This is a genomic window from Pseudomonas sp. JR33AA (assembly GCF_021378985.1).
Taxonomy (GTDB): Bacteria; Pseudomonadota; Gammaproteobacteria; order Pseudomonadales; family Pseudomonadaceae; genus Aquipseudomonas; species Aquipseudomonas alloputida.
The window spans coordinates 60,667-79,661 of the sequence record NZ_JAJSAW010000015.1 but is presented as its reverse complement, the minus strand read 5'-3'; the positions used below and the strand labels follow the sequence as shown (position 1 = coordinate 79,661).

The 18,995-nt window shown below is 62.3% G+C and carries 18 protein-coding genes and 1 pseudogene; 16 read left to right on the top strand and 3 right to left on the bottom strand.

The annotated features are described in order from the left end of the window. Positions 1 to 180: 180 nt before the first annotated feature. From aceA to nuoN, 15 genes and pseudogenes are all read left to right on the top strand, one after another. Entirely contained in the window at positions 181 to 1,506 is a 1,326-nt protein-coding gene (gene aceA / locus LVS58_RS20500) for an isocitrate lyase (protein ID WP_012051772.1), read from the top strand. 449 nt (positions 1,507 to 1,955) lie between these two features. Beyond that, positions 1,956 to 2,042, top strand: a pseudogene (locus tag LVS58_RS25140) (lysoplasmalogenase); the annotation flags it as partial. A gap of 382 nt (positions 2,043 to 2,424) precedes the next feature. Then, the gene (locus LVS58_RS20495) at positions 2,425 to 2,838 is read left to right on the top strand and encodes an NADH-quinone oxidoreductase subunit A (RefSeq protein WP_003251427.1); all 414 of its coding nucleotides are present in this window, start codon (positions 2,425 to 2,427) and stop codon (positions 2,836 to 2,838) included. A 9-nt stretch (positions 2,839 to 2,847) separates the two neighbouring features. After that, positions 2,848 to 3,525 (top strand): NuoB/complex I 20 kDa subunit family protein, encoded by a 678-nt coding sequence (locus tag LVS58_RS20490; RefSeq protein WP_003251429.1) that lies wholly within the window; start codon positions 2,848 to 2,850, stop codon positions 3,523 to 3,525. 79 nt (positions 3,526 to 3,604) lie between these two features. Then, positions 3,605 to 5,386, top strand: a complete 1,782-nt coding sequence (nuoC, locus tag LVS58_RS20485; RefSeq protein ID WP_233692575.1) for an NADH-quinone oxidoreductase subunit C/D — start codon at positions 3,605 to 3,607, stop codon at positions 5,384 to 5,386. 2 nt (positions 5,387 to 5,388) lie between these two features. Further along, positions 5,389 to 5,886 (top strand): NADH-quinone oxidoreductase subunit NuoE, encoded by a 498-nt coding sequence (nuoE, locus tag LVS58_RS20480; RefSeq protein ID WP_233692574.1) that lies wholly within the window; start codon positions 5,389 to 5,391, stop codon positions 5,884 to 5,886. Next, the gene (gene nuoF, locus LVS58_RS20475) at positions 5,883 to 7,244 is read left to right on the top strand and encodes an NADH-quinone oxidoreductase subunit NuoF (RefSeq protein ID WP_233692573.1); all 1,362 of its coding nucleotides are present in this window, start codon (positions 5,883 to 5,885) and stop codon (positions 7,242 to 7,244) included. Before nuoE ends, nuoF begins: the two co-directional genes overlap by 4 nt. A gap of 132 nt (positions 7,245 to 7,376) precedes the next feature. Continuing rightward, a complete protein-coding gene (nuoG, locus tag LVS58_RS20470) occupies positions 7,377 to 10,091 on the top strand; it encodes an NADH-quinone oxidoreductase subunit NuoG (RefSeq protein WP_233692572.1) in 2,715 nt (904 codons plus the stop codon). Next, the gene (gene nuoH / locus LVS58_RS20465; protein ID WP_233692571.1) at positions 10,088 to 11,095 is read left to right on the top strand and encodes an NADH-quinone oxidoreductase subunit NuoH; all 1,008 of its coding nucleotides are present in this window, start codon (positions 10,088 to 10,090) and stop codon (positions 11,093 to 11,095) included. Before nuoG ends, nuoH begins: the two co-directional genes overlap by 4 nt. 11 nt (positions 11,096 to 11,106) lie before the next feature. Continuing rightward, positions 11,107 to 11,655, top strand: coding sequence for an NADH-quinone oxidoreductase subunit NuoI (nuoI, locus tag LVS58_RS20460; RefSeq protein WP_003251442.1), 549 nt, complete (start codon positions 11,107 to 11,109; stop codon positions 11,653 to 11,655). A gap of 10 nt (positions 11,656 to 11,665) precedes the next feature. After that, positions 11,666 to 12,166 (top strand): NADH-quinone oxidoreductase subunit J, encoded by a 501-nt coding sequence (nuoJ, locus tag LVS58_RS20455; protein ID WP_233692570.1) that lies wholly within the window; start codon positions 11,666 to 11,668, stop codon positions 12,164 to 12,166. 3 nt (positions 12,167 to 12,169) lie between these two features. Next, positions 12,170 to 12,478 (top strand): NADH-quinone oxidoreductase subunit NuoK, encoded by a 309-nt coding sequence (gene nuoK / locus LVS58_RS20450; RefSeq protein WP_003251446.1) that lies wholly within the window; start codon positions 12,170 to 12,172, stop codon positions 12,476 to 12,478. Continuing rightward, positions 12,475 to 14,328: an NADH-quinone oxidoreductase subunit L gene (gene nuoL, locus LVS58_RS20445; RefSeq protein WP_233692569.1), complete on the top strand. Its 1,854-nt coding sequence runs from the start codon at positions 12,475 to 12,477 to the stop codon at positions 14,326 to 14,328. Before nuoK ends, nuoL begins: the two co-directional genes overlap by 4 nt. A gap of 40 nt (positions 14,329 to 14,368) precedes the next feature. Further along, positions 14,369 to 15,901 (top strand): NADH-quinone oxidoreductase subunit M, encoded by a 1,533-nt coding sequence (gene nuoM, locus LVS58_RS20440; protein ID WP_233692568.1) that lies wholly within the window; start codon positions 14,369 to 14,371, stop codon positions 15,899 to 15,901. Between the two features lie 7 nt (positions 15,902 to 15,908). Next, the gene (gene nuoN, locus LVS58_RS20435) at positions 15,909 to 17,378 is read left to right on the top strand and encodes an NADH-quinone oxidoreductase subunit NuoN (protein WP_003251449.1); all 1,470 of its coding nucleotides are present in this window, start codon (positions 15,909 to 15,911) and stop codon (positions 17,376 to 17,378) included. 90 nt (positions 17,379 to 17,468) lie between these two features. Here the strand turns inward: nuoN and LVS58_RS20430 are convergent, their stop codons facing one another. Next, entirely contained in the window at positions 17,469 to 17,732 is a 264-nt protein-coding gene (locus LVS58_RS20430) for an ogr/Delta-like zinc finger family protein (protein WP_233692567.1), read from the bottom strand. A 179-nt stretch (positions 17,733 to 17,911) separates the two neighbouring features. Between LVS58_RS20430 and LVS58_RS20425 the strand changes: the two genes are divergently transcribed. After that, on the top strand, positions 17,912 to 18,292 hold the full coding sequence (locus LVS58_RS20425) for a helix-turn-helix domain-containing protein (protein ID WP_233692566.1): 381 nt from the start codon (positions 17,912 to 17,914) through the stop codon (positions 18,290 to 18,292). On the opposite strand, the gene LVS58_RS20420 is transcribed toward LVS58_RS20425, so the two are convergent. Continuing rightward, positions 18,289 to 18,651: a hypothetical protein gene (locus LVS58_RS20420; protein ID WP_233692565.1), complete on the bottom strand. Its 363-nt coding sequence runs from the start codon at positions 18,649 to 18,651 to the stop codon at positions 18,289 to 18,291. The genes LVS58_RS20425 and LVS58_RS20420 overlap by 4 nt on opposite strands. Next, positions 18,644 to 18,991, bottom strand: a complete 348-nt coding sequence (locus LVS58_RS20415) for a head completion/stabilization protein (RefSeq protein ID WP_233692564.1) — start codon at positions 18,989 to 18,991, stop codon at positions 18,644 to 18,646. Before LVS58_RS20415 ends, LVS58_RS20420 begins: the two co-directional genes overlap by 8 nt. Positions 18,992 to 18,995: the final 4 nt, after the last annotated feature.

Here is an 18,995-nt window from a genome sequence, read left to right as displayed (position 1 = left end):
GCAGCAAGGCAACCACGAGCCGACCTGCCGGAGCACACCTTCGCCTGAACTGCCCACCCTTCCCCTTCGAGCCTTCGCGTTCGCCGCCGCATACCTGCGAACAGGACAGCCGTCAGGCACCTGATCTGCCCAGAGCATCAGCACAATTAACCCAAGATCGATGCGACGAGGTTTATTTCCATGGCACTGACACGCGAACAGCAAATTGCAGCCCTCGAGAAAGACTGGGCCGAGAACCCGCGCTGGAAAGGCGTGACCCGTACCTACACCGCCGCTGATGTCGTTCGCCTGCGTGGCTCCGTGCAACCTGAGCACACCTTTGCTCGTCAGGGCGCAGAAAAACTGTGGAAGCTGGTCACCGAAGGTGCCCACCCATCCTTCCGCCCCGAAAAAGATTTCGTCAACTGCATGGGCGCCCTGACTGGCGGCCAGGCTGTACAACAGGTCAAGGCCGGCATCCAGGCCATCTACCTGTCCGGCTGGCAGGTTGCCGCCGACAACAACTCGGCCGAGTCGATGTACCCTGACCAGTCGCTGTACCCGGTCGACTCGGTACCGACCGTGGTCAAACGCATCAACAACGCGTTCCGCCGCGCTGACCAAATCCAGTGGAAAGCCGGCAAGAACCCGGGCGACGAAGGCTACATCGACTACTTCGCGCCCATCGTGGCCGACGCCGAAGCCGGTTTCGGCGGCGTACTGAACGCCTACGAGCTGATGAAGAACATGATCGAAGCAGGCGCCGCCGGCGTGCACTTCGAAGACCAGCTGGCCTCGGTAAAAAAATGCGGCCACATGGGTGGCAAGGTACTGGTACCCACCCAGGAAGCCGTACAGAAGCTGGTGGCTGCTCGCCTGGCCGCTGACGTATCGGGTGTACCGACCATCATCCTGGCCCGTACCGACGCCAACGCCGCCGACCTGCTGACCAGCGACTGCGACCCATACGATCAACCGTTCGTGGTTGGCGAGCGCACCCGTGAAGGCTTCTACAAGGTACGCGCCGGCCTTGACCAGGCCATTGCCCGCGGCCTGGCCTACGCCCCGTACGCCGACCTGATCTGGTGCGAAACTGCCAAGCCAGACCTGGACGAAGCCCGCCGCTTCGCCGAGGCAATCAAGAAGGAGTACCCGGACCAGATCCTGTCGTACAACTGCTCGCCTTCCTTCAACTGGAAAAAGAACCTGGACGACGCCACCATCGCCAAGTTCCAGCGCGAACTGTCGGCCATGGGTTACAAGCATCAGTTCATCACCCTGGCCGGCATCCACAACATGTGGCACGGCATGTTCAACCTGGCGCACGACTACGCCCGCAACGACATGACCGCCTACGTGAAGCTGCAGGAGCAGGAATTCGCTGATGCCAGCAAGGGCTACACCTTCGTGGCGCACCAGCAGGAAGTGGGCACTGGCTACTTCGACGACATGACCACCGTGATCCAGGGTGGCGCATCGTCGGTAACTGCCCTGACCGGCTCGACCGAGGAAGAGCAGTTCCACTGACAGTGGGTTGCTGTTGAACAAAGGGCCCGGGGCTTGCGAAAGCTCCGGGCCTTTGTTTGTGCGTGCACTAACCTCCCCGAGCAACAGGGCAGCGCCGAACATGCGGAAGCCCTTGCGTCGCGATAGGGCCGCAAAGCGGCGCCGGGAATTCTGCGGTGATTCACAGATCCCCCTTCTCCGACCGGTCCGGCGCCCCGGCAAGGTGCCTGCCTTGGTTTTTGCGGTACCGCGCAGATCGAGCGCCGCGCGGGCGGCGCTCGATCTCAAAGGCGCTGCATTCCTTTCGCCCTACCCATGGCAGCCCACCCAATCCAATGGCGTCACCAACAATCTCCACAATCAGGTCTATGCTTGTGGCAGCCCAGCAGCAAGGACCGCCCATGCTTCGCCCCAGCCACCTGACCATTTTTCGCCGTTGCCGCCGCGACCCTCTATTTATATGCACTGACCAATGGGCCATCGCTTCATCAGTCGGTCATTGCTCAACCGATAAAGTATTGACCCAGAGCGGTGCGCGCAGGACCGAGAGCTGTTAGAACAAGGGTTTTTTGCATTTGCAAGTAGGGGGAATCGCCAGATGAACTTTACAAGGCTCAGAACAGCCAAATTCAAAGGCAGCAGCTCAAATGCTATTAATTATCATTACAGAGCTTACACTTCGTTACCCATCGCAAGAAACATAATTGACAAAACCGCGCGTAATGCCCGAATTCCAAGGCTCTCAGCCAGTTACGAGGGTTTTTGTACTTAATCCTACGAATAAATTTGCTACAGAAATTTTACTTGCACCAGGTTTACCCATAAAATCAGCGCGATTGATTCGGCTGCGACATTTGGTCACTGCATGTGCGACGCCAAGTCGCCGCTCTACACTTATTTCAGACTGCAGAGCTGGGTCTCTGTATAAGGATTTCTAGCATGTCCGATTCGGCAGGACTCATCGCCCACAACTGGGGCTTTGCCATCTTCCTCCTGGGTGTCGTCGGCCTGTGCGCCTTCATGCTCGGCCTGTCCAGCCTGCTCGGTAGCAAGGCCTGGGGCCGCGCCAAGAACGAACCCTTCGAATCCGGCATGCTGCCCGTCGGCAGCGCTCGCCTGCGCCTGTCCGCCAAATTCTATCTGGTCGCGATGCTGTTCGTGATCTTCGATATCGAAGCCCTCTTTCTCTTTGCATGGTCTGTGTCCGTCCGCGAAAGCGGCTGGACCGGATTCGTCGAAGCACTCGTTTTCATAGCAATTCTGTTGGCAGGTCTTGTCTACCTATGGCGCGTCGGGGCACTTGATTGGGCTCCCGAAGGTCGCCGCAAGCGGCAAGCGAAGCTGAAACAATGAGGCTTTGGCATGCAATACAATCTCACCAGAATCGATCCGGATGCGCCCAACGAGCAGTACCCGGTCGGTGAACGGGAAACCGTCACCGATCAACTGCTAGAGGACCAGGTCCACAAGAACATCTTCATGGGCAAACTTGAAGATGTGCTGCGTGGCGCGGTCAATTGGGGCCGCAAGAACTCCCTCTGGCCGTACAACTTCGGCCTGTCCTGCTGCTACGTGGAAATGACCACGGCCTTCACGGCACCCCACGACATCGCCCGCTTCGGCGCCGAAGTCATCCGGGCCTCGCCGCGGCAGGCCGACTTCATGGTCATTGCCGGTACCTGCTTCGTGAAGATGGCGCCGATCATCCAGCGCCTGTACGAGCAGATGCTCGAGCCGAAATGGGTCATTTCCATGGGTTCGTGCGCCAACTCCGGTGGCATGTACGACATCTACTCGGTCGTTCAGGGGGTCGACAAGTTCCTCCCCGTGGACGTCTATGTGCCTGGCTGCCCGCCACGCCCTGAGGCTTTCCTGCAAGGCTTGATGCTGCTGCAGGAGTCGATCGGCCAAGAACGACGCCCGCTTTCCTGGGTTGTTGGTGATCAAGGTATTTACCGTGCCGAGATGCCAGCCCAGAAAGACCTGCGTCGTGAGCAGCGCATTGCAGTAACCAACCTGCGCAGCCCCGACGAAGTCTGATCCAGCGACCTGCCGCCCGCTCCCGAAGGAGCCGGCGGCCTGGCTTCATTCTTAACGTTGACCCAAAGCGACCGAGACCATGACAGCGGACAACGCTATTTTCATTCCGCCCTACAAGGCTGACGACCAGGATGTGGTCGTCGAACTGAACAACCGTTTTGGCGCCGAAGCATTCGTCGCCCAGGAAACCCGCACCGGCATGCCCGTGTTGTGGGTAAAACGCGCCCAGCTCAAAGAGGTGCTCAGCTTCCTGCGCGGCGTCGCCAAGCCTTACAGCATGCTGTACGACCTGCATGGCGTCGACGAGCGCCTGCGCACCCAGCGCCGTGGCCTGCCAGCCGCCGATTTCAGCGTGTTCTACCACCTGCTGTCGATCGAGCGTAACAGCGACGTGATGATCAAGGTGTCGCTCAGCGAAGGCGACCTGAACCTTCCAACCGTGACGGGCATCTGGCCGAACGCCAACTGGTACGAGCGCGAAGTCTGGGACATGTTCGGCATCGACTTTGCCGGCCACCCGCACCTCAGCCGCATCATGATGCCGCCGACCTGGGAAGGTCACCCGCTGCGCAAGGACTACCCTGCCCGTGCGACCGAGTTCGACCCTTACAGCCTGACCCTGGCCAAGCAGCAGCTTGAAGAGGAATCGGCACGCTTCAACCCGGAAGCCTGGGGTATGAAGCGTCAGGGCGCCAACGAGGACTACATGTTCCTCAACCTCGGCCCCAACCACCCTTCGGCGCACGGTGCGTTCCGTATCGTCCTGCAGCTGGACGGTGAAGAAATCGTCGACTGCGTACCGGACATCGGCTACCACCACCGTGGTGCCGAAAAAATGGCCGAGCGCCAGTCCTGGCACAGCTTCATCCCCTATACCGACCGTATCGATTACCTCGGCGGGGTGATGAACAACCTGCCGTACGTGCTCGCGGTAGAAAAGCTGGCCGGCATCAAGGTGCCGCAGAAGGTCGACGTGATTCGCATCATGCTGGCCGAGTTCTTCCGCATCACCAGCCACCTGCTGTTCCTGGGTACCTACATCCAGGACGTTGGCGCCATGACCCCGGTGTTCTTCACCTTCACCGACCGCCAGCGCGCCTACACCGTGATCGAAGCGATCACCGGTTTCCGCCTGCACCCGGCCTGGTACCGCATCGGTGGCGTCGCCCACGACCTGCCACGCGGCTGGGACAAGCTGGTCAAGGACTTCGTCGAATGGCTGCCCAAGCGCCTCGACGAATACACCAAGGCCGCCCTGCAAAACAGCATCCTCAAGGGCCGTACCATCGGCGTTGCCGCGTACAACACCAAGGAAGCGCTGGAATGGGGCACCACCGGTGCCGGCTTGCGTGCCACCGGTTGCAACTTCGACCTGCGTAAGGCCCGTCCTTACTCCGGCTACGAAAACTTCGAGTTCGAAGTGCCGCTGGCCCACAACGGCGATGCCTACGATCGCTGCATGGTCCGTGTCGAGGAGATGCGTCAGAGTATCCGCATCATCGACCAGTGTCTGCGCAACATGCCGGAAGGCCCGTACAAGGCGGATCACCCGCTGACCACGCCGCCGCCGAAAGAGCGCACCCTGCAGCACATCGAAACCCTGATCACGCACTTCCTGCAAGTTTCGTGGGGCCCGGTCATGCCGGCCAACGAGTCGCTCCAGATGATCGAAGCGACCAAGGGCATCAACAGTTACTACCTGACGAGCGATGGCGGCACCATGAGCTACCGCACCCGGATCCGCACCCCGAGCTACCCGCACCTGCAGCAGATCCCTTCGGTGATCAAAGGCAGCATGGTTGCCGACCTCATTGCGTACCTGGGCAGTATCGACTTCGTTATGGCTGACGTGGACCGCTAAGCATGAACAGCACGCTTATCCAGACAGACCGTTTCGCCCTGAGCGAAACCGAGCGCTCGGCCATCGAGCACGAAATGCATCACTACGAGGACCCGCGCGCGGCGTCCATCGAAGCCCTGAAGATCGTCCAGAAGGCGCGTGGCTGGGTGCCGGACGGCGCCATTCACGCCATCGGCGAAGTGCTGGGCATTCCGGCCAGCGACGTCGAGGGTGTCGCCACCTTCTACAGCCAGATCTTCCGCCAACCGGTCGGCCGCCACATCATCCGCGTGTGCGACAGCATGGTCTGCTACATCGGCGGCCATGAGTCGGTCGTCAGCCAGATCCAGAGCGAGCTGGGCATCGGCCTCGGCCAGACCACCGCCGACGGCCGTTTCACCCTGCTGCCCGTGTGCTGCCTGGGCAACTGCGACAAGGCCCCGGCGCTGATGATCGACGACGACACCTTCGGTGACGTGCAGCCGGCTGGCGTTTCCAAACTGCTGGAGGGTTACGTATGACCATTACTTCCTTCGGCCCGGCCAACCGCATTGCGCGCTCGGCCGAAACCCACCCGCTGACCTGGCGCCTGCGTGACGACGGCGAGCCGGTCTGGCTGGGTGAGTACGAATCGAAAAACGGCTACGCCGCAGCCCGCAAGGCGCTGGCGCAGATGTCCGCCGACGACATCGTGCAAAGCGTCAAGGACTCCGGCCTCAAGGGCCGCGGCGGTGCAGGCTTCCCCACGGGCGTGAAGTGGGGCCTGATGCCCAAAGACGAATCCATGAACATCCGCTACCTGCTGTGCAACGCGGACGAAATGGAACCGAACACCTGGAAGGACCGCATGCTGATGGAGCAACAGCCCCATCTGCTGGTCGAGGGCATGCTGATCAGCGCCCGCGCCCTCAAGGCCTACCGCGGCTACATCTTCCTGCGTGGCGAATACACCACCGCAGCGAAGAACCTCAACCGCGCCATCGACGAAGCCAAGGCCGCCGGCCTGCTGGGCAAGAATATCCTGGGCAGCGGTTTCGATTTCGAGCTGTTCGTGCACACCGGTGCCGGCCGCTACATCTGCGGTGAGGAAACCGCGCTGATCAACTCGCTGGAAGGCCGCCGCGCCAACCCGCGCTCCAAGCCGCCCTTCCCTGCAGCCGTTGGCGTGTGGGGCAAGCCGACCTGCGTGAACAACGTCGAAACCCTGTGCAACGTCCCGGCCATCGTCGCCAACGGCAACGACTGGTACAAGTCGCTGGCCCGCGAAGGCAGCGAAGACCATGGCACCAAGCTGATGGGCTTCTCCGGCAAGGTAAAGAACCCCGGCCTGTGGGAACTGCCATTCGGCGTTACCGCGCGCGAGCTGTTCGAAGACTACGCCGGTGGCATGCGCGATGGCTTCAAGCTCAAGTGCTGGCAGCCAGGCGGCGCCGGTACCGGCTTCCTGCTGCCCGAGCACCTCGATGCGCAAATGTACGCCGGTGGCATTGCCAAGGTCGGCACCCGTATGGGTACTGGCCTGGCCATGGCGGTCGACGACAGCATCAACATGGTGTCGCTGCTGCGCAACATGGAAGAGTTCTTCGCCCGCGAGTCGTGCGGCTGGTGCACCCCATGCCGTGACGGCCTGCCGTGGAGCGTGAAGATGCTGCGCGCACTGGAAAAAGGCCAGGGCCGCGCCGAAGACATCGAGACGCTGCTGGGGCTGGTCAACTTCCTCGGCCCAGGCCGTACCTTCTGTGCTCACGCACCGGGTGCCGTCGAGCCGCTGGGCAGTGCCATCAAATACTTCCGCTCGGAGTTCGAGGCCGGTGTGGCGCCAGAAAGCGCTGCCACCCTGCGCCCCGACCTGGCGAAGCCGATCGTGGTCGGCGCATAACAAGATGATTAGGCGGGTGGTCCGTGCCACTCGCCAGCTTGCCGGCAGGCCCGAGCAATCGAGGCGTGTCGCAAGCTCACCGATTTCCATTAGCCACGCCCGCTCACGCGGGCCAACGAAGAACTTTGAACAATGGCCACTATCCACGTAGACGGCAAAGCGCTCGAAGTCAACGGTGCAGACAACCTGTTACAGGCATGTCTGTCGCTCGGCCTCGACATCCCTTATTTCTGCTGGCACCCGGCGCTTGGTAGCGTTGGCGCCTGCCGGCAATGCGCAGTCAAGCAGTACACCGACGAGAACGACACCCGTGGTCGTATCGTCATGTCCTGCATGACCCCTGCTTCCGACGGCACCTGGATCTCCATCGACGACGAAGAGTCGAAGGCGTTCCGCGCCAGCGTCGTCGAATGGCTGATGACCAACCACCCGCACGACTGCCCGGTGTGCGAGGAAGGCGGTCACTGCCACCTGCAGGACATGACGGTAATGACCGGCCACAACGAGCGCCGCTACCGTTTCACCAAACGTACCCACCAGAACCAGGACCTAGGCCCGTTCATCGCCCATGAGATGAACCGCTGCATCGCCTGCTACCGCTGCGTGCGCTATTACAAGGACTACGCCGGTGGTACCGACCTGGGCGTATACGGCGCCCACGACAACGTGTACTTCGGCCGCGTCGAAGACGGCGTGCTGGAAAGCGAGTTCTCCGGCAACCTGACCGAGGTCTGCCCGACCGGGGTATTCACTGACAAGACCCACTCCGAGCGCTACAACCGCAAGTGGGACATGCAGTTCGCCCCAAGCATCTGCCATGGCTGCTCCAGCGGCTGCAACATCAGCCCGGGTGAGCGCTACGGCGAGCTGCGCCGCATCGAAAACCGCTTCAACGGTTCGGTCAACCAGTACTTCCTGTGCGACCGCGGCCGCTTCGGCTATGGCTACGTCAACCGCAAGGACCGCCCGCGCCAGCCACAGCTGGCCGACGGCACCAAGCTGGGCCTGGACGCTGCCCTGGACAAGGCCGCCGACCTGCTGCGCGGCCGTACCATCGTCGGTATCGGCTCGCCACGCGCCAGCCTCGAAAGCAACTACGGCCTGCGTGAACTTGTCGGCGCCGAGTACTTCTACTCGGGCATGGAAGCCGGCGAACTGGCCCGCGTACGCCTGGTCCTGAACGTGCTGAACAACAGCCCGCTGCCGGTGCCGACCCTGCGCGACATCGAAGACCACGACGCCGTCTTCGTGCTCGGTGAAGACCTGACCCAGACCGCTGCCCGCGTTGCCCTGGCCGTGCGCCAGGCCACCAAAGGCAAGGCTGAGGCCATGGCCGAAGCCATGAAAGTGCAGCCGTGGCTCGACGCTGCCGTGAAGAACATTGGCCAGCACGCGCTGTACCCGCTGTTCATCGCGTCCCTGGCTGAAACCAAGCTGGACGACGTCGCCGAAGAGTGCGTACACGCTGCCCCGGCCGACCTGGCCCGCATCGGTTTCGCCGTGGCCCACGCCATCGACCCGAGCGCCCCTGCCGTCGCCGGCCTGGACGACGAAGCCAAGGCCCTGGCCCAGCGCATCGCCGACGCCCTGGTCGCCGCCAAGCGCCCACTGGTCGTTTCCGGTACTTCGCTGGCCGATCCGGCGCTGATCGAAGCGGCTGCCAACATCGCCAAGGCCCTGAAGCTGCGCGAGAAAAACGGCTCGCTGAGCCTGGTGGTACCTGAGGCCAACAGCCTTGGCATGGCCATGCTCGGTGGCGAGTCGGTCGATGCGGCCCTGGACGCAGTCATCAGCGGCAAAGCCGACGCCATCGTCGTGCTGGAAAACGACCTGTACGCCCGCGTACCGGCCGCCAAAGTCGATGCAGCCCTGGCTGCAGCCAAGGTGGTGATCGTTGCCGACCATTCCAAAACCGCCACCGTCGACCGCGCCCACCTGGTGCTGCCGGCCGCCTCGTTTGCCGAGGGTGACGGTACCCTGGTCAGCCAGGAAGGCCGTGCCCAGCGCTTCTTCCAGGTGTTCGACCCGCAATACCTGGACAGCAGCATCCAGATTCACGAAGGCTGGCGCTGGATGCACGCCCTGCGTGCCACCCTGCTGAACAAGCCGGTCGACTGGACCCAGCTGGACCACGTCACCAGCGCCTGCGCCGAAGCCGCGCCGCAACTGGCCGGCATCGTCAACGCCGCGCCAAGCGCTGCGTTCCGCATCAAGGGCATGAAGCTGGCTCGCGAGCCGCTGCGCTACTCCGGCCGTACCGCCATGCGCGCCAACATCAGCGTGCACGAGCCGCGCACCCCGCAAGACAAGGACACCGCGTTCGCCTTCTCCATGGAAGGCTACTCGGGCTCGGCCGAACCGCGCCAGCAGGTGCCGTTCGCCTGGTCGCCGGGCTGGAACTCCCCGCAAGCCTGGAACAAGTTTCAGGATGAGGTCGGTGGCCACCTGCGTGCCGGTGACCCCGGCGTGCGCCTGATCGAATCGCAAGGCGACCGCCTGAACTGGTTCAACGCCATTCCGGGGGCCTTCAACCCGGCCCGTGGTACCTGGACTGCCGTGCCGTTCTTCCACCTGTTCGGCAGCGAAGAAAGCTCCTCGCGCGCCGCCCCGGTTCAAGAACGCATCCCGGCTGCCTACGTGGCCCTGGCCAAGTCCGAAGCCGACCGCCTGGGCGTCAACGAGGGTGCCCTGCTGAGCCTGAACGTCGCCGGTGTGGCCCTGCGCCTGCCGCTGCGCATCAATGAAGAGCTGGGCGCTGGCCTGGTCGCGCTGCCGAAAGGCCTGGCTGGCATTCCGCCTGCCATCTTCGGTGCATCCGTCGAAGGTCTGCAGGAGGCAGCACAATGAGCTGGTTCACCCCCGAAGTGATCGATGTGATCCTCACCGTGCTGCGGGCCATCGTGGTCCTGCTGGCCGTGGTGGTCTGCGGTGCGCTGCTCAGCTTCGTCGAGCGCCGCCTGCTGGGCTGGTGGCAGGACCGTTACGGTCCGAACCGCGTCGGCCCGTTCGGCATGTTCCAGATCGCTGCCGACATGCTGAAGATGTTCTTCAAGGAAGACTGGAACCCACCCTTCGTCGACCGCGTGATCTTCACCCTGGCACCGGTAGTGGCCATGAGCGCCCTGCTGATCGCCTTTGTGGTCATCCCGATCACCCCGACCTGGGGCGTTGCCGACCTGAACATCGGCCTGCTGTTCTTCTTCGCCATGGCCGGTCTGTCGGTCTACGCGGTACTGTTCGCCGGCTGGTCGTCGAACAACAAGTACGCCCTGCTGGGCAGCTTGCGTGCTTCGGCACAGACCGTGTCGTACGAAGTGTTCCTGGGCCTGGCGCTGATGGGCGTGGTGGTGCAGGTGGGCTCGTTCAACATGCGCGACATCGTTGAGTACCAGGCGCAGAACCTGTGGTTCATCATTCCGCAGTTCTTCGGCTTCTGCACCTTCTTCATCGCTGGCGTCGCCGTGACTCACCGTCACCCGTTCGACCAGCCGGAAGCAGAACAGGAACTGGCCGACGGCTACCACATCGAATATGCCGGCATGAAGTGGGGCATGTTCTTCGTCGGTGAGTACATCGGCATCATCCTCATCTCGGCGCTGCTGGTAACCCTGTTCTTCGGCGGCTGGTACGGCCCGTTCGGCATCCTGCCGCAACTGTCGTTCCTGTGGTTCGCCCTGAAGACCGCGTTCTTCATCATGCTGTTCATCCTGCTGCGCGCCTCGATCCCGCGCCCACGCTATGACCAGGTGATGGACTTCAGCTGGAAGTTCTGCCTGCCGCTGACCCTGATCAATTTGCTGGTGACCGCTGCGATCGTGCTCTACAACACGCCAGCCGTCGCGGCCCAGTGAGGATTTGACCCATGTTCAAGTATATCGGCGACATCGTTAAGGGCACCGGCACCCAGCTGCGCAGCCTGGCAATGGTGTTCTCCCACGGGTTCCGCAAGCGCGACACCCTGCAGTACCCCGAAGAACCCGTGTACCTGCCGCCGCGCTACCGCGGCCGCATCGTCCTCACCCGCGACCCCGATGGCGAGGAGCGCTGCGTAGCGTGCAACCTCTGCGCGGTGGCTTGCCCGGTTGGCTGCATCTCGCTGCAGAAGGCCGAGACAGAGGACGGCCGCTGGTACCCGGAGTTCTTCCGCATCAACTTCTCGCGTTGCATTTTCTGCGGCCTGTGCGAAGAAGCGTGCCCGACCACCGCGATCCAGCTGACTCCGGATTTCGAAATGGCCGAGTTCAAGCGTCAGGACCTGGTGTACGAGAAAGAAGATCTGCTGATCTCCGGCCCCGGCAAGAACCCTGACTACAACTTCTACCGTGTTGCGGGTATGGCAATCGCTGGCAAGCCGAAGGGCTCTGCACAGAACGAAGCCGAGCCGATCAACGTGAAGAGCTTGCTCCCATAAGGACAGAAAGATGGAATTCGCTTTCTACTTCGCATCCGGGATTGCCGTGGTCTCCACCCTTCGGGTGGTAACCGGCACCAACCCCGTGCACGCCTTGCTTTACCTGATCATTTCGCTGATTTCCGTGGCCATGATCTTCTTCGCCCTGGGTGCGCCGTTTGCCGGCGCCCTGGAAGTGATCGCCTACGCCGGCGCCATCATGGTGCTGTTCGTGTTCGTGGTGATGATGCTCAACCTCGGGCCGGCTTCGGTCGCCCAGGAAAGGGGCTGGCTCAAGCCCGGCATCTGGGCCGGGCCGGTGATGCTCGGCACCTTGCTGCTGGCGGAGCTGCTGTACGTCCTGTTCGTCGCCCCGAGCGGCGCCGGCATCAGTGGTACCACCGTGGGCCCGAAAGCCGTGGGCATCAGCCTGTTCGGCCCGTACCTGCTGGTGGTCGAACTGGCGTCGATGCTGCTGCTGGCTGCAGCCGTCACCGCCTTCCACCTGGGCCGCAACGAGGCGAAGGAGTAAATCATGGGTGCTATCCCTCTCGAGCATGGTCTGGCGGTCGCCGGCATCCTGTTCTGCTTAGGTCTGGTTGGCCTGATGGTCCGCCGCAACATCCTCTTCGTGCTCATGAGCCTGGAAGTCATGATGAACGCCTCTGCCCTGGCGTTCGTCGTCGCCGGTGCCCGTTGGGTCCAGCCCGACGGCCAGGTGATGTTCATTTTGGTGATCAGCCTGGCAGCCGCCGAGGCCAGCATTGGCCTGGCCATCCTGCTGCAGCTGTATCGCCGCTTCCACACTCTCGACATCGATGCTGCCAGTGAGATGCGCGGATGAACCTTCTCTTCCTGACTTTCGTCTTTCCCCTCATCGGCTTCCTGCTGCTGTCGTTCTCGCGCGGACGGTTCTCGGAGAACCTGTCCGCCCTGATCGGCGTCGGCTCGGTAGGCCTGTCGGCCGCCACGGCCGCTTACGTCATCTGGCAGTTCAATGTCGCTCCGCCCGAGGGCGGTGCGTACAGCCAGCTGCTGTGGCAGTGGATGTCGGTGGACGGCTTCGCGCCGAACTTCACCCTGTACCTGGATGGCCTGTCGGTCACCATGCTCGGTGTGGTCACCGGTGTCGGCTTCCTGATCCACCTGTTCGCATCCTGGTACATGCGTGGCGAAGCCGGCTACTCGCGCTTCTTCTCGTACACCAACCTGTTCATCGCCAGCATGCTGTTCCTGATCCTTGGCGATAACCTGCTGTTCATCTACTTCGGCTGGGAAGGCGTGGGCCTGTGCTCGTACCTGTTGATCGGTTTCTACTACAGCAACCGCAACAACGGTAACGCGGCACTCAAGGCATTCATCGTCACCCGTATCGGCGACGTGTTCATGGCCATCGGCCTGTTCATCCTGTTTGCCCAGCTGGGTACCCTGAACGTGCAGGAACTGCTGGTGCTGGCACCGCAGAAGTTCCAGGCTGGCGACACCTGGATGGTGCTGGCTACGCTGATGCTGCTGGGGGGTGCGGTCGGTAAATCGGCACAGCTGCCACTGCAGACCTGGCTGGCCGATGCAATGGCGGGCCCGACTCCGGTTTCGGCACTGATCCACGCCGCAACCATGGTGACCGCGGGCGTGTACCTCATCGCCCGTACCAACGGCCTGTTCCTGCTGGCGCCGGACATTCTGCACCTGGTAGGCGTGGTCGGTGGCGTGACCCTGGTACTGGCAGGCTTCGCGGCGCTGGTACAGACCGACATCAAGCGTATCCTCGCCTACTCGACCATGAGCCAGATCGGCTACATGTTCCTGGCCCTGGGCGTGGGTGCCTGGGACGCGGCGATCTTCCACCTGATGACCCACGCCTTCTTCAAGGCCCTGCTGTTCCTTGCCTCCGGTGCGGTGATCGTTGCCTGCCACCACGAGCAGAACATCTTCAAGATGGGCGGCCTGTGGAAGAAACTGCCGCTGGCCTACGCCAGCTTCGTGGTCGGTGGCGCGGCACTGGCGGCCCTGCCGATCGTGACCGTAGGCTTCTACTCCAAGGACGAGATCCTCTGGGAAGCCTTCGCCAGCGGCAACACCGGCCTGCTGTATGCCGGCCTAGCAGGCGCGTTCATGACCTCGCTGTACACCTTCCGCCTGATCTTCATCGCCTTCCACGGCGAAGCCAAGACCGAAGCCCACGCGGGCCACGGCATCAGCCACTGGCTGCCGCTGGGCGTGCTGATCGTGCTGTCGACCTTCGTCGGCGCCTGGATCACCCCGCCGCTGGCCGGTGTGCTGCCAGAAAGCGCCGGCCATGCCGGTGGCGAAGCCAAGCACGCGCTGGAGATCACCTCGGGTGCCATCGCCATCGCCGGTATCCTGCTGGCCGCCCTGCTGTTCCTGGGCAAGCGCCGCTTCGTCAGCGCCGTCGCCAACAGTGGCATCGGTCGCATCCTGTCGGCCTGGTGGTTCGCTGCCTGGGGCTTCGACTGGATCTACGACAAGCTTTTCGTCAAACCGTACCTGCTAATCAGCCACATCCTGCGCAAGGACCCGGTTGACCGCACCATCGGCCTGATTCCTCGGATGGCGCGTGGTGGCCACGTTGCCATGAGCAAGACCGAGACTGGCCAACTGCGCTGGTACACCGCCTCTATCGCCGTGGGTGCCGTGCTGGTGCTCGGTGCCGTGGTAGTGGCTGCGGTATGACTATGAATCTTGCGACTTTGCCAAAGGAAACCAACCCGTCATGATTTTGCCTTGGCTGATCCTGATCCCCTTCATCGGCGGCTTCCTGTGCTGGCTGGGTGAGCGCTTCGGCGCCACCCTGCCGCGCTGGATCGCGCTGCTTACCATGTCCCTGCTGCTTGGCATCGGCCTGTGGCTGTGGGGTACCGGCGACTACACCCTTGCCCCTGCCCCGGGCGCCGAACCGGCCTGGGCCCTGGAATACAAAGTCCAGTGGATCCAGCGCTTCGGCATCAGCATCCATCTGGCCCTTGACGGCCTGTCGCTGCTGATGATCCTGCTCACCGGCCTGCTCGGTGTGCTGTCGGTACTGTGTTCCTGGAAAGAGATCCAGCGCCACGTCGGCTTCTTCCACCTCAACCTGATGTGGATCCTCGGCGGCGTGGTCGGTGTGTTCCTGGCCCTGGACCTGTTCCTGTTCTTCTTCTTCTGGGAAATGATGCTGGTGCCGATGTACTTCCTCATCGCGCTCTGGGGTCACAGCTCGGCAGACGGCAAGAAGACCCGGATCTACGCGGCGACCAAGTTCTTCATCTTCACCCAGGCCAGCGGCCTGATCATGCTGGTGGCGATCCTGGGCCTGGTGCTGGTCAACTACAACACCACTGGCGTGCTCACCTTCAACTACAGCGACCTGCTCAAGGCCGAGTTGCCAGCCGGTATCGAGTACGTGCTGATGCTGGGCTTCTTCATCGCCTTCGCGGTGAAGCTGCCGGTGGTGCCGTTCCACTCCTGGCTGCCTGACGCTCACGCCCAGGCACCAACTGCTGGCTCGGTCGACCTGGCGGGTATCTTGCTGAAGACCGCGGCCTACGGCTTGCTGCGCTTCGCCCTGCCGCTGTTCCCGAACGCCTCGGCCGAGTTCGCGCCGATCGCCATGACCCTGGGCCTGATCGGTATCTTCTACGGTGCCTTCCTGGCCTTCGCACAAACCGACATCAAGCGCCTGATCGCCTTCTCCAGCGTCTCGCACATGGGCTTCGTGCTGATCGGTATCTACTCCGGCAGCCAGCAGGCCCTGCAAGGTGCGGTGATCCAGATGCTGGCCCACGGCCTGTCGGCTGCGGCGCTGTTCATCCTGTCAGGCCAGCTGTACGAGCGCCTGCACACCCGTGACATGCGTCAGATGGGTGGCCTGTGGCACCGCATCGCCTACCTGCCGGCCATCAGCCTGTTCTTCGCAGCGGCATCGCTGGGCCTGCCAGGCACCGGCAACTTCGTCGGCGAATTCCTGATCCTGATCGGCAGCTTCGCGCATGTACCGTGGATTACCGTGATTGCCACCACCGGCCTGGTGTTCGGTTCGGTGTACTCGCTGATCATGATCCACCGCGCCTACTTCGGCCCGGCCAAGGCCGACACCGTGCTGGCCGGCATGGACGGACGCGAACTGATCATGGTTCTGGGTCTGGCGGTATTGCTGATCCTGCTGGGCGTGTATCCGCAGCCGTTCCTCGACACCTCTGCCGCCACCATGAGTGGTGTGCAGCAGTGGCTCGGATCCGCTTTCACTCAACTCGCTTCGGCCCGGTAAGAGCGCTATGGAATTCACCACTCAACACTTCATCGCATTGGCGCCGATGCTGATCACCACCATCACCACGGTGGTGGTGATGCTGGCGATCGCCTGGAAGCGCAACCACTCGCAGACCTTCCTGCTGTCCACCGTGGGCCTGAACCTGGCCCTGCTGTCGCTTCTGCCGGCGCTGAAGGTCGCGCCGCTGGCGGTCACCTCGCTGATCACCATCGACAAGTTCGCCTGCCTGTACATGGCGATCATCCTCATCGCGACGCTGGCCTGCGTCACCCTCGCCCACGCCTACCTCGGCGAGGGCTCCAAGGGTTTCCCGGGCAACCGTGAAGAACTGTACCTGTTGCTGCTGATGTCGGCCCTCGGTGGCCTGGTGCTGGTCAGCGCCAACCACCTGGCCGGCCTGTTCATCGGCCTGGAGCTGCTGTCGGTACCGGTCTACGGCCTGGTGGCGTATGCCTTCTTCAACAAGCGATCGCTGGAAGCCGGCATCAAGTACATGGTGCTGTCGGCCGCAGGCTCGGCTTTCCTGCTGTTCGGCATGGCCCTGCTGTACGCCGACGCCGGCAGCCTGAGCTTCGACCAGATCGGCAAAGCCCTGGCGACCACCAGCATGCCAAGCCTGGTGGCCCAGTTGGGCCTGGGCATGATGCTGGTGGGCCTGGCCTTCAAGCTGTCGCTGGTACCGTTCCATCTGTGGACCCCGGACGTGTACGAAGGCGCTCCGGCGCCGGTCGCCGCGTTCCTGGCAACCGCCAGCAAGGTGGCAGTATTCGCCGTTGTCGTACGCCTGTTCATGCTCTCCCCTGCTGCCAGCAGCGGCGTGCTCAGTACCGTACTGGCGGTGATTGCCGTAGCCTCGATACTGATTGGCAACCTGCTGGCGCTGACCCAGAGCAACCTCAAGCGCCTGCTGGGTTACTCGTCCATCGCCCACTTCGGTTACCTGGTCATCGCGTTGGTCGCCAGCAAGGGCCTGGCCCTGGAAGCCATGGGCGTTTACCTGGTCACCTACGTGATCACCAGCCTGGGCGCCTTCGGCGTCATCACCCTGATGTCCTCGCCATACGGCGGCCGTGACGCCGATGCACTGTACGAGTACCGCGGCCTGTTCTGGCGCCGCCCGTACCTGACAGCGGTACTGACCGTGATGATGCTGTCGCTGGCGGGTATCCCGCTGACCGCCGGCTTCATCGGCAAGTTCTACATCATCGCTACCGGCGTCGAATCGCACCTGTGGTGGTTGGTCGGTGCGCTGGTGATCGGTAGCGCCATCGGCGTGTACTACTACCTGCGCGTCATGGTTACGCTGTACCTGGTCGAGCCAAACCTGCGTCGTCACGACGCCCCGCTGAAGTGGGAACAGCGCACCGGCGGTGTCATGCTGCTGGCTATCGCCATTCTCGCTTTCGTACTGGGTGTGTACCCGCAGCCACTGCTGGAACTGGTTCAACAAGCGGGCCTGCAACTGATCGGTTGATCACCCTGGCAGCCCCCGTAACAGAAAACACCCCGCCTAGGCGGGGTGTTTTTTTATCTGCACGTTTTGTTACCTGCGCCCAATGGTGCCTCACTCACTCGGGCTGCCCTGGCCTGCACCCGGCAAGGCGGCCTTGCGCAAATCACCATGGGCCGAAGGCAAGTACACTTCCGGGTTGGGCATGCCGCTGGGGGAAAGTTCATGGGTCATTTCGAATTCGGCGCGTACTGACCAGCCACACGCCTCGGTGGTGCATTGCAAATAAGCGATCCGCAGGAAAATATGGCGCCCTTCGCTAGTACGTATGCGCATCCGGCTGTGGCAATGCGGGCAAACCAGCTTGTAAGTACTCACGGCAAGTACCTGCTAGCATTGCCCAGGCTAGTCTGTGTGTCAGTATTGGCTGCAACTGTGGGTGTATTCTTCAATTTGATGGTTCTCATTGCAGAAGTGCTCCTTAAAACGCAGGGCTGTATTCATAACGAGTAGTTTAAGCCCATGGAATATCATTAAACCAGTCATGGATATTTGTTATGAGTACTCACATACTTGCTGAGGTGCTCACGCGCCTTAAGCTTCTCACGGGCGCAAACACTGATGCCGAGCTGTCACGTGCACTGTCTGTCAGCCCGCAAACGCTGAGCAGTTGGAAGGTTCGCGAAAGCATTCCTTACTCACTTTGCATAGAAATTGCCAAAAAGCATGCATGCTCACTGGACTGGCTGTTGCTCGGCCAAACCGAGCACAACGCCACCGGCCCAGGTAATGCGGGTTGGGAGTGCGACATGCTCGAACGTTTGCGCACGCTCTCGCACAGCGATCGCCAGGCCATCCTGCTGTTCATCAAGGACAAACAGCGCATCCAGCAGTTGGAACAGCAATTGAGTGAGCTCAGCGGCGCAGCCAATGGCTAACCCCGACGGCGCCAGCGCTGGATGAGTTCGCGTGGGTCGAGTGTATCCAGCCATACCATGACCTTGAGGCTAATGGGGATCACCACCACAGCGGCCACGAACGCCGCCATGCCCCGGGTCAGCAAAGGCACCAATGACGAAACCAGTGGCTCGAACAAATGGCCCACGCCCACGGTCACGAATACCAGCAGGAGTTTCTTGGCCATTGTCAGGCGCCTGGTCTGATTGGTGATCAATCGGTCGCGTGCCGCACTCACCAGCAATGCCCCCAGCAATGCGGCGAACAACACATCGCCATCCCCTCCCAGGAGCGCCACCAAGGTCGAAGCCAGGTTGTCTAGAACAGGTCGTTCAGGCATGGACTTGCACTCCGAGCGGAACAGGCAGGCACGCGCTTGACCCCAGGCTATACATGACCGCCGCTTCGACAAAACGGATGTAGCACACCCGCAAGGCACGCCCATGATCATGCCCGGCCACATCCTCGAGGCGCTTGTAGCCCCGCTCTCGCAGTACTGAACGCCAGCGGGCGAATTCGCGTGCGGCCTCGATAGCAGCGCAGCGCGCAGCCACTTCCAAAGCAGCGTCACTGACAGATCGCGGCAGTTGCAGGTGCTCACGCAAACTGCCGAAATCCACCCGCGGCCAGAACGGATCATGGCAATCGGCAAAGCGCGGTAGCCGAGGATCATTGCTCATGCTC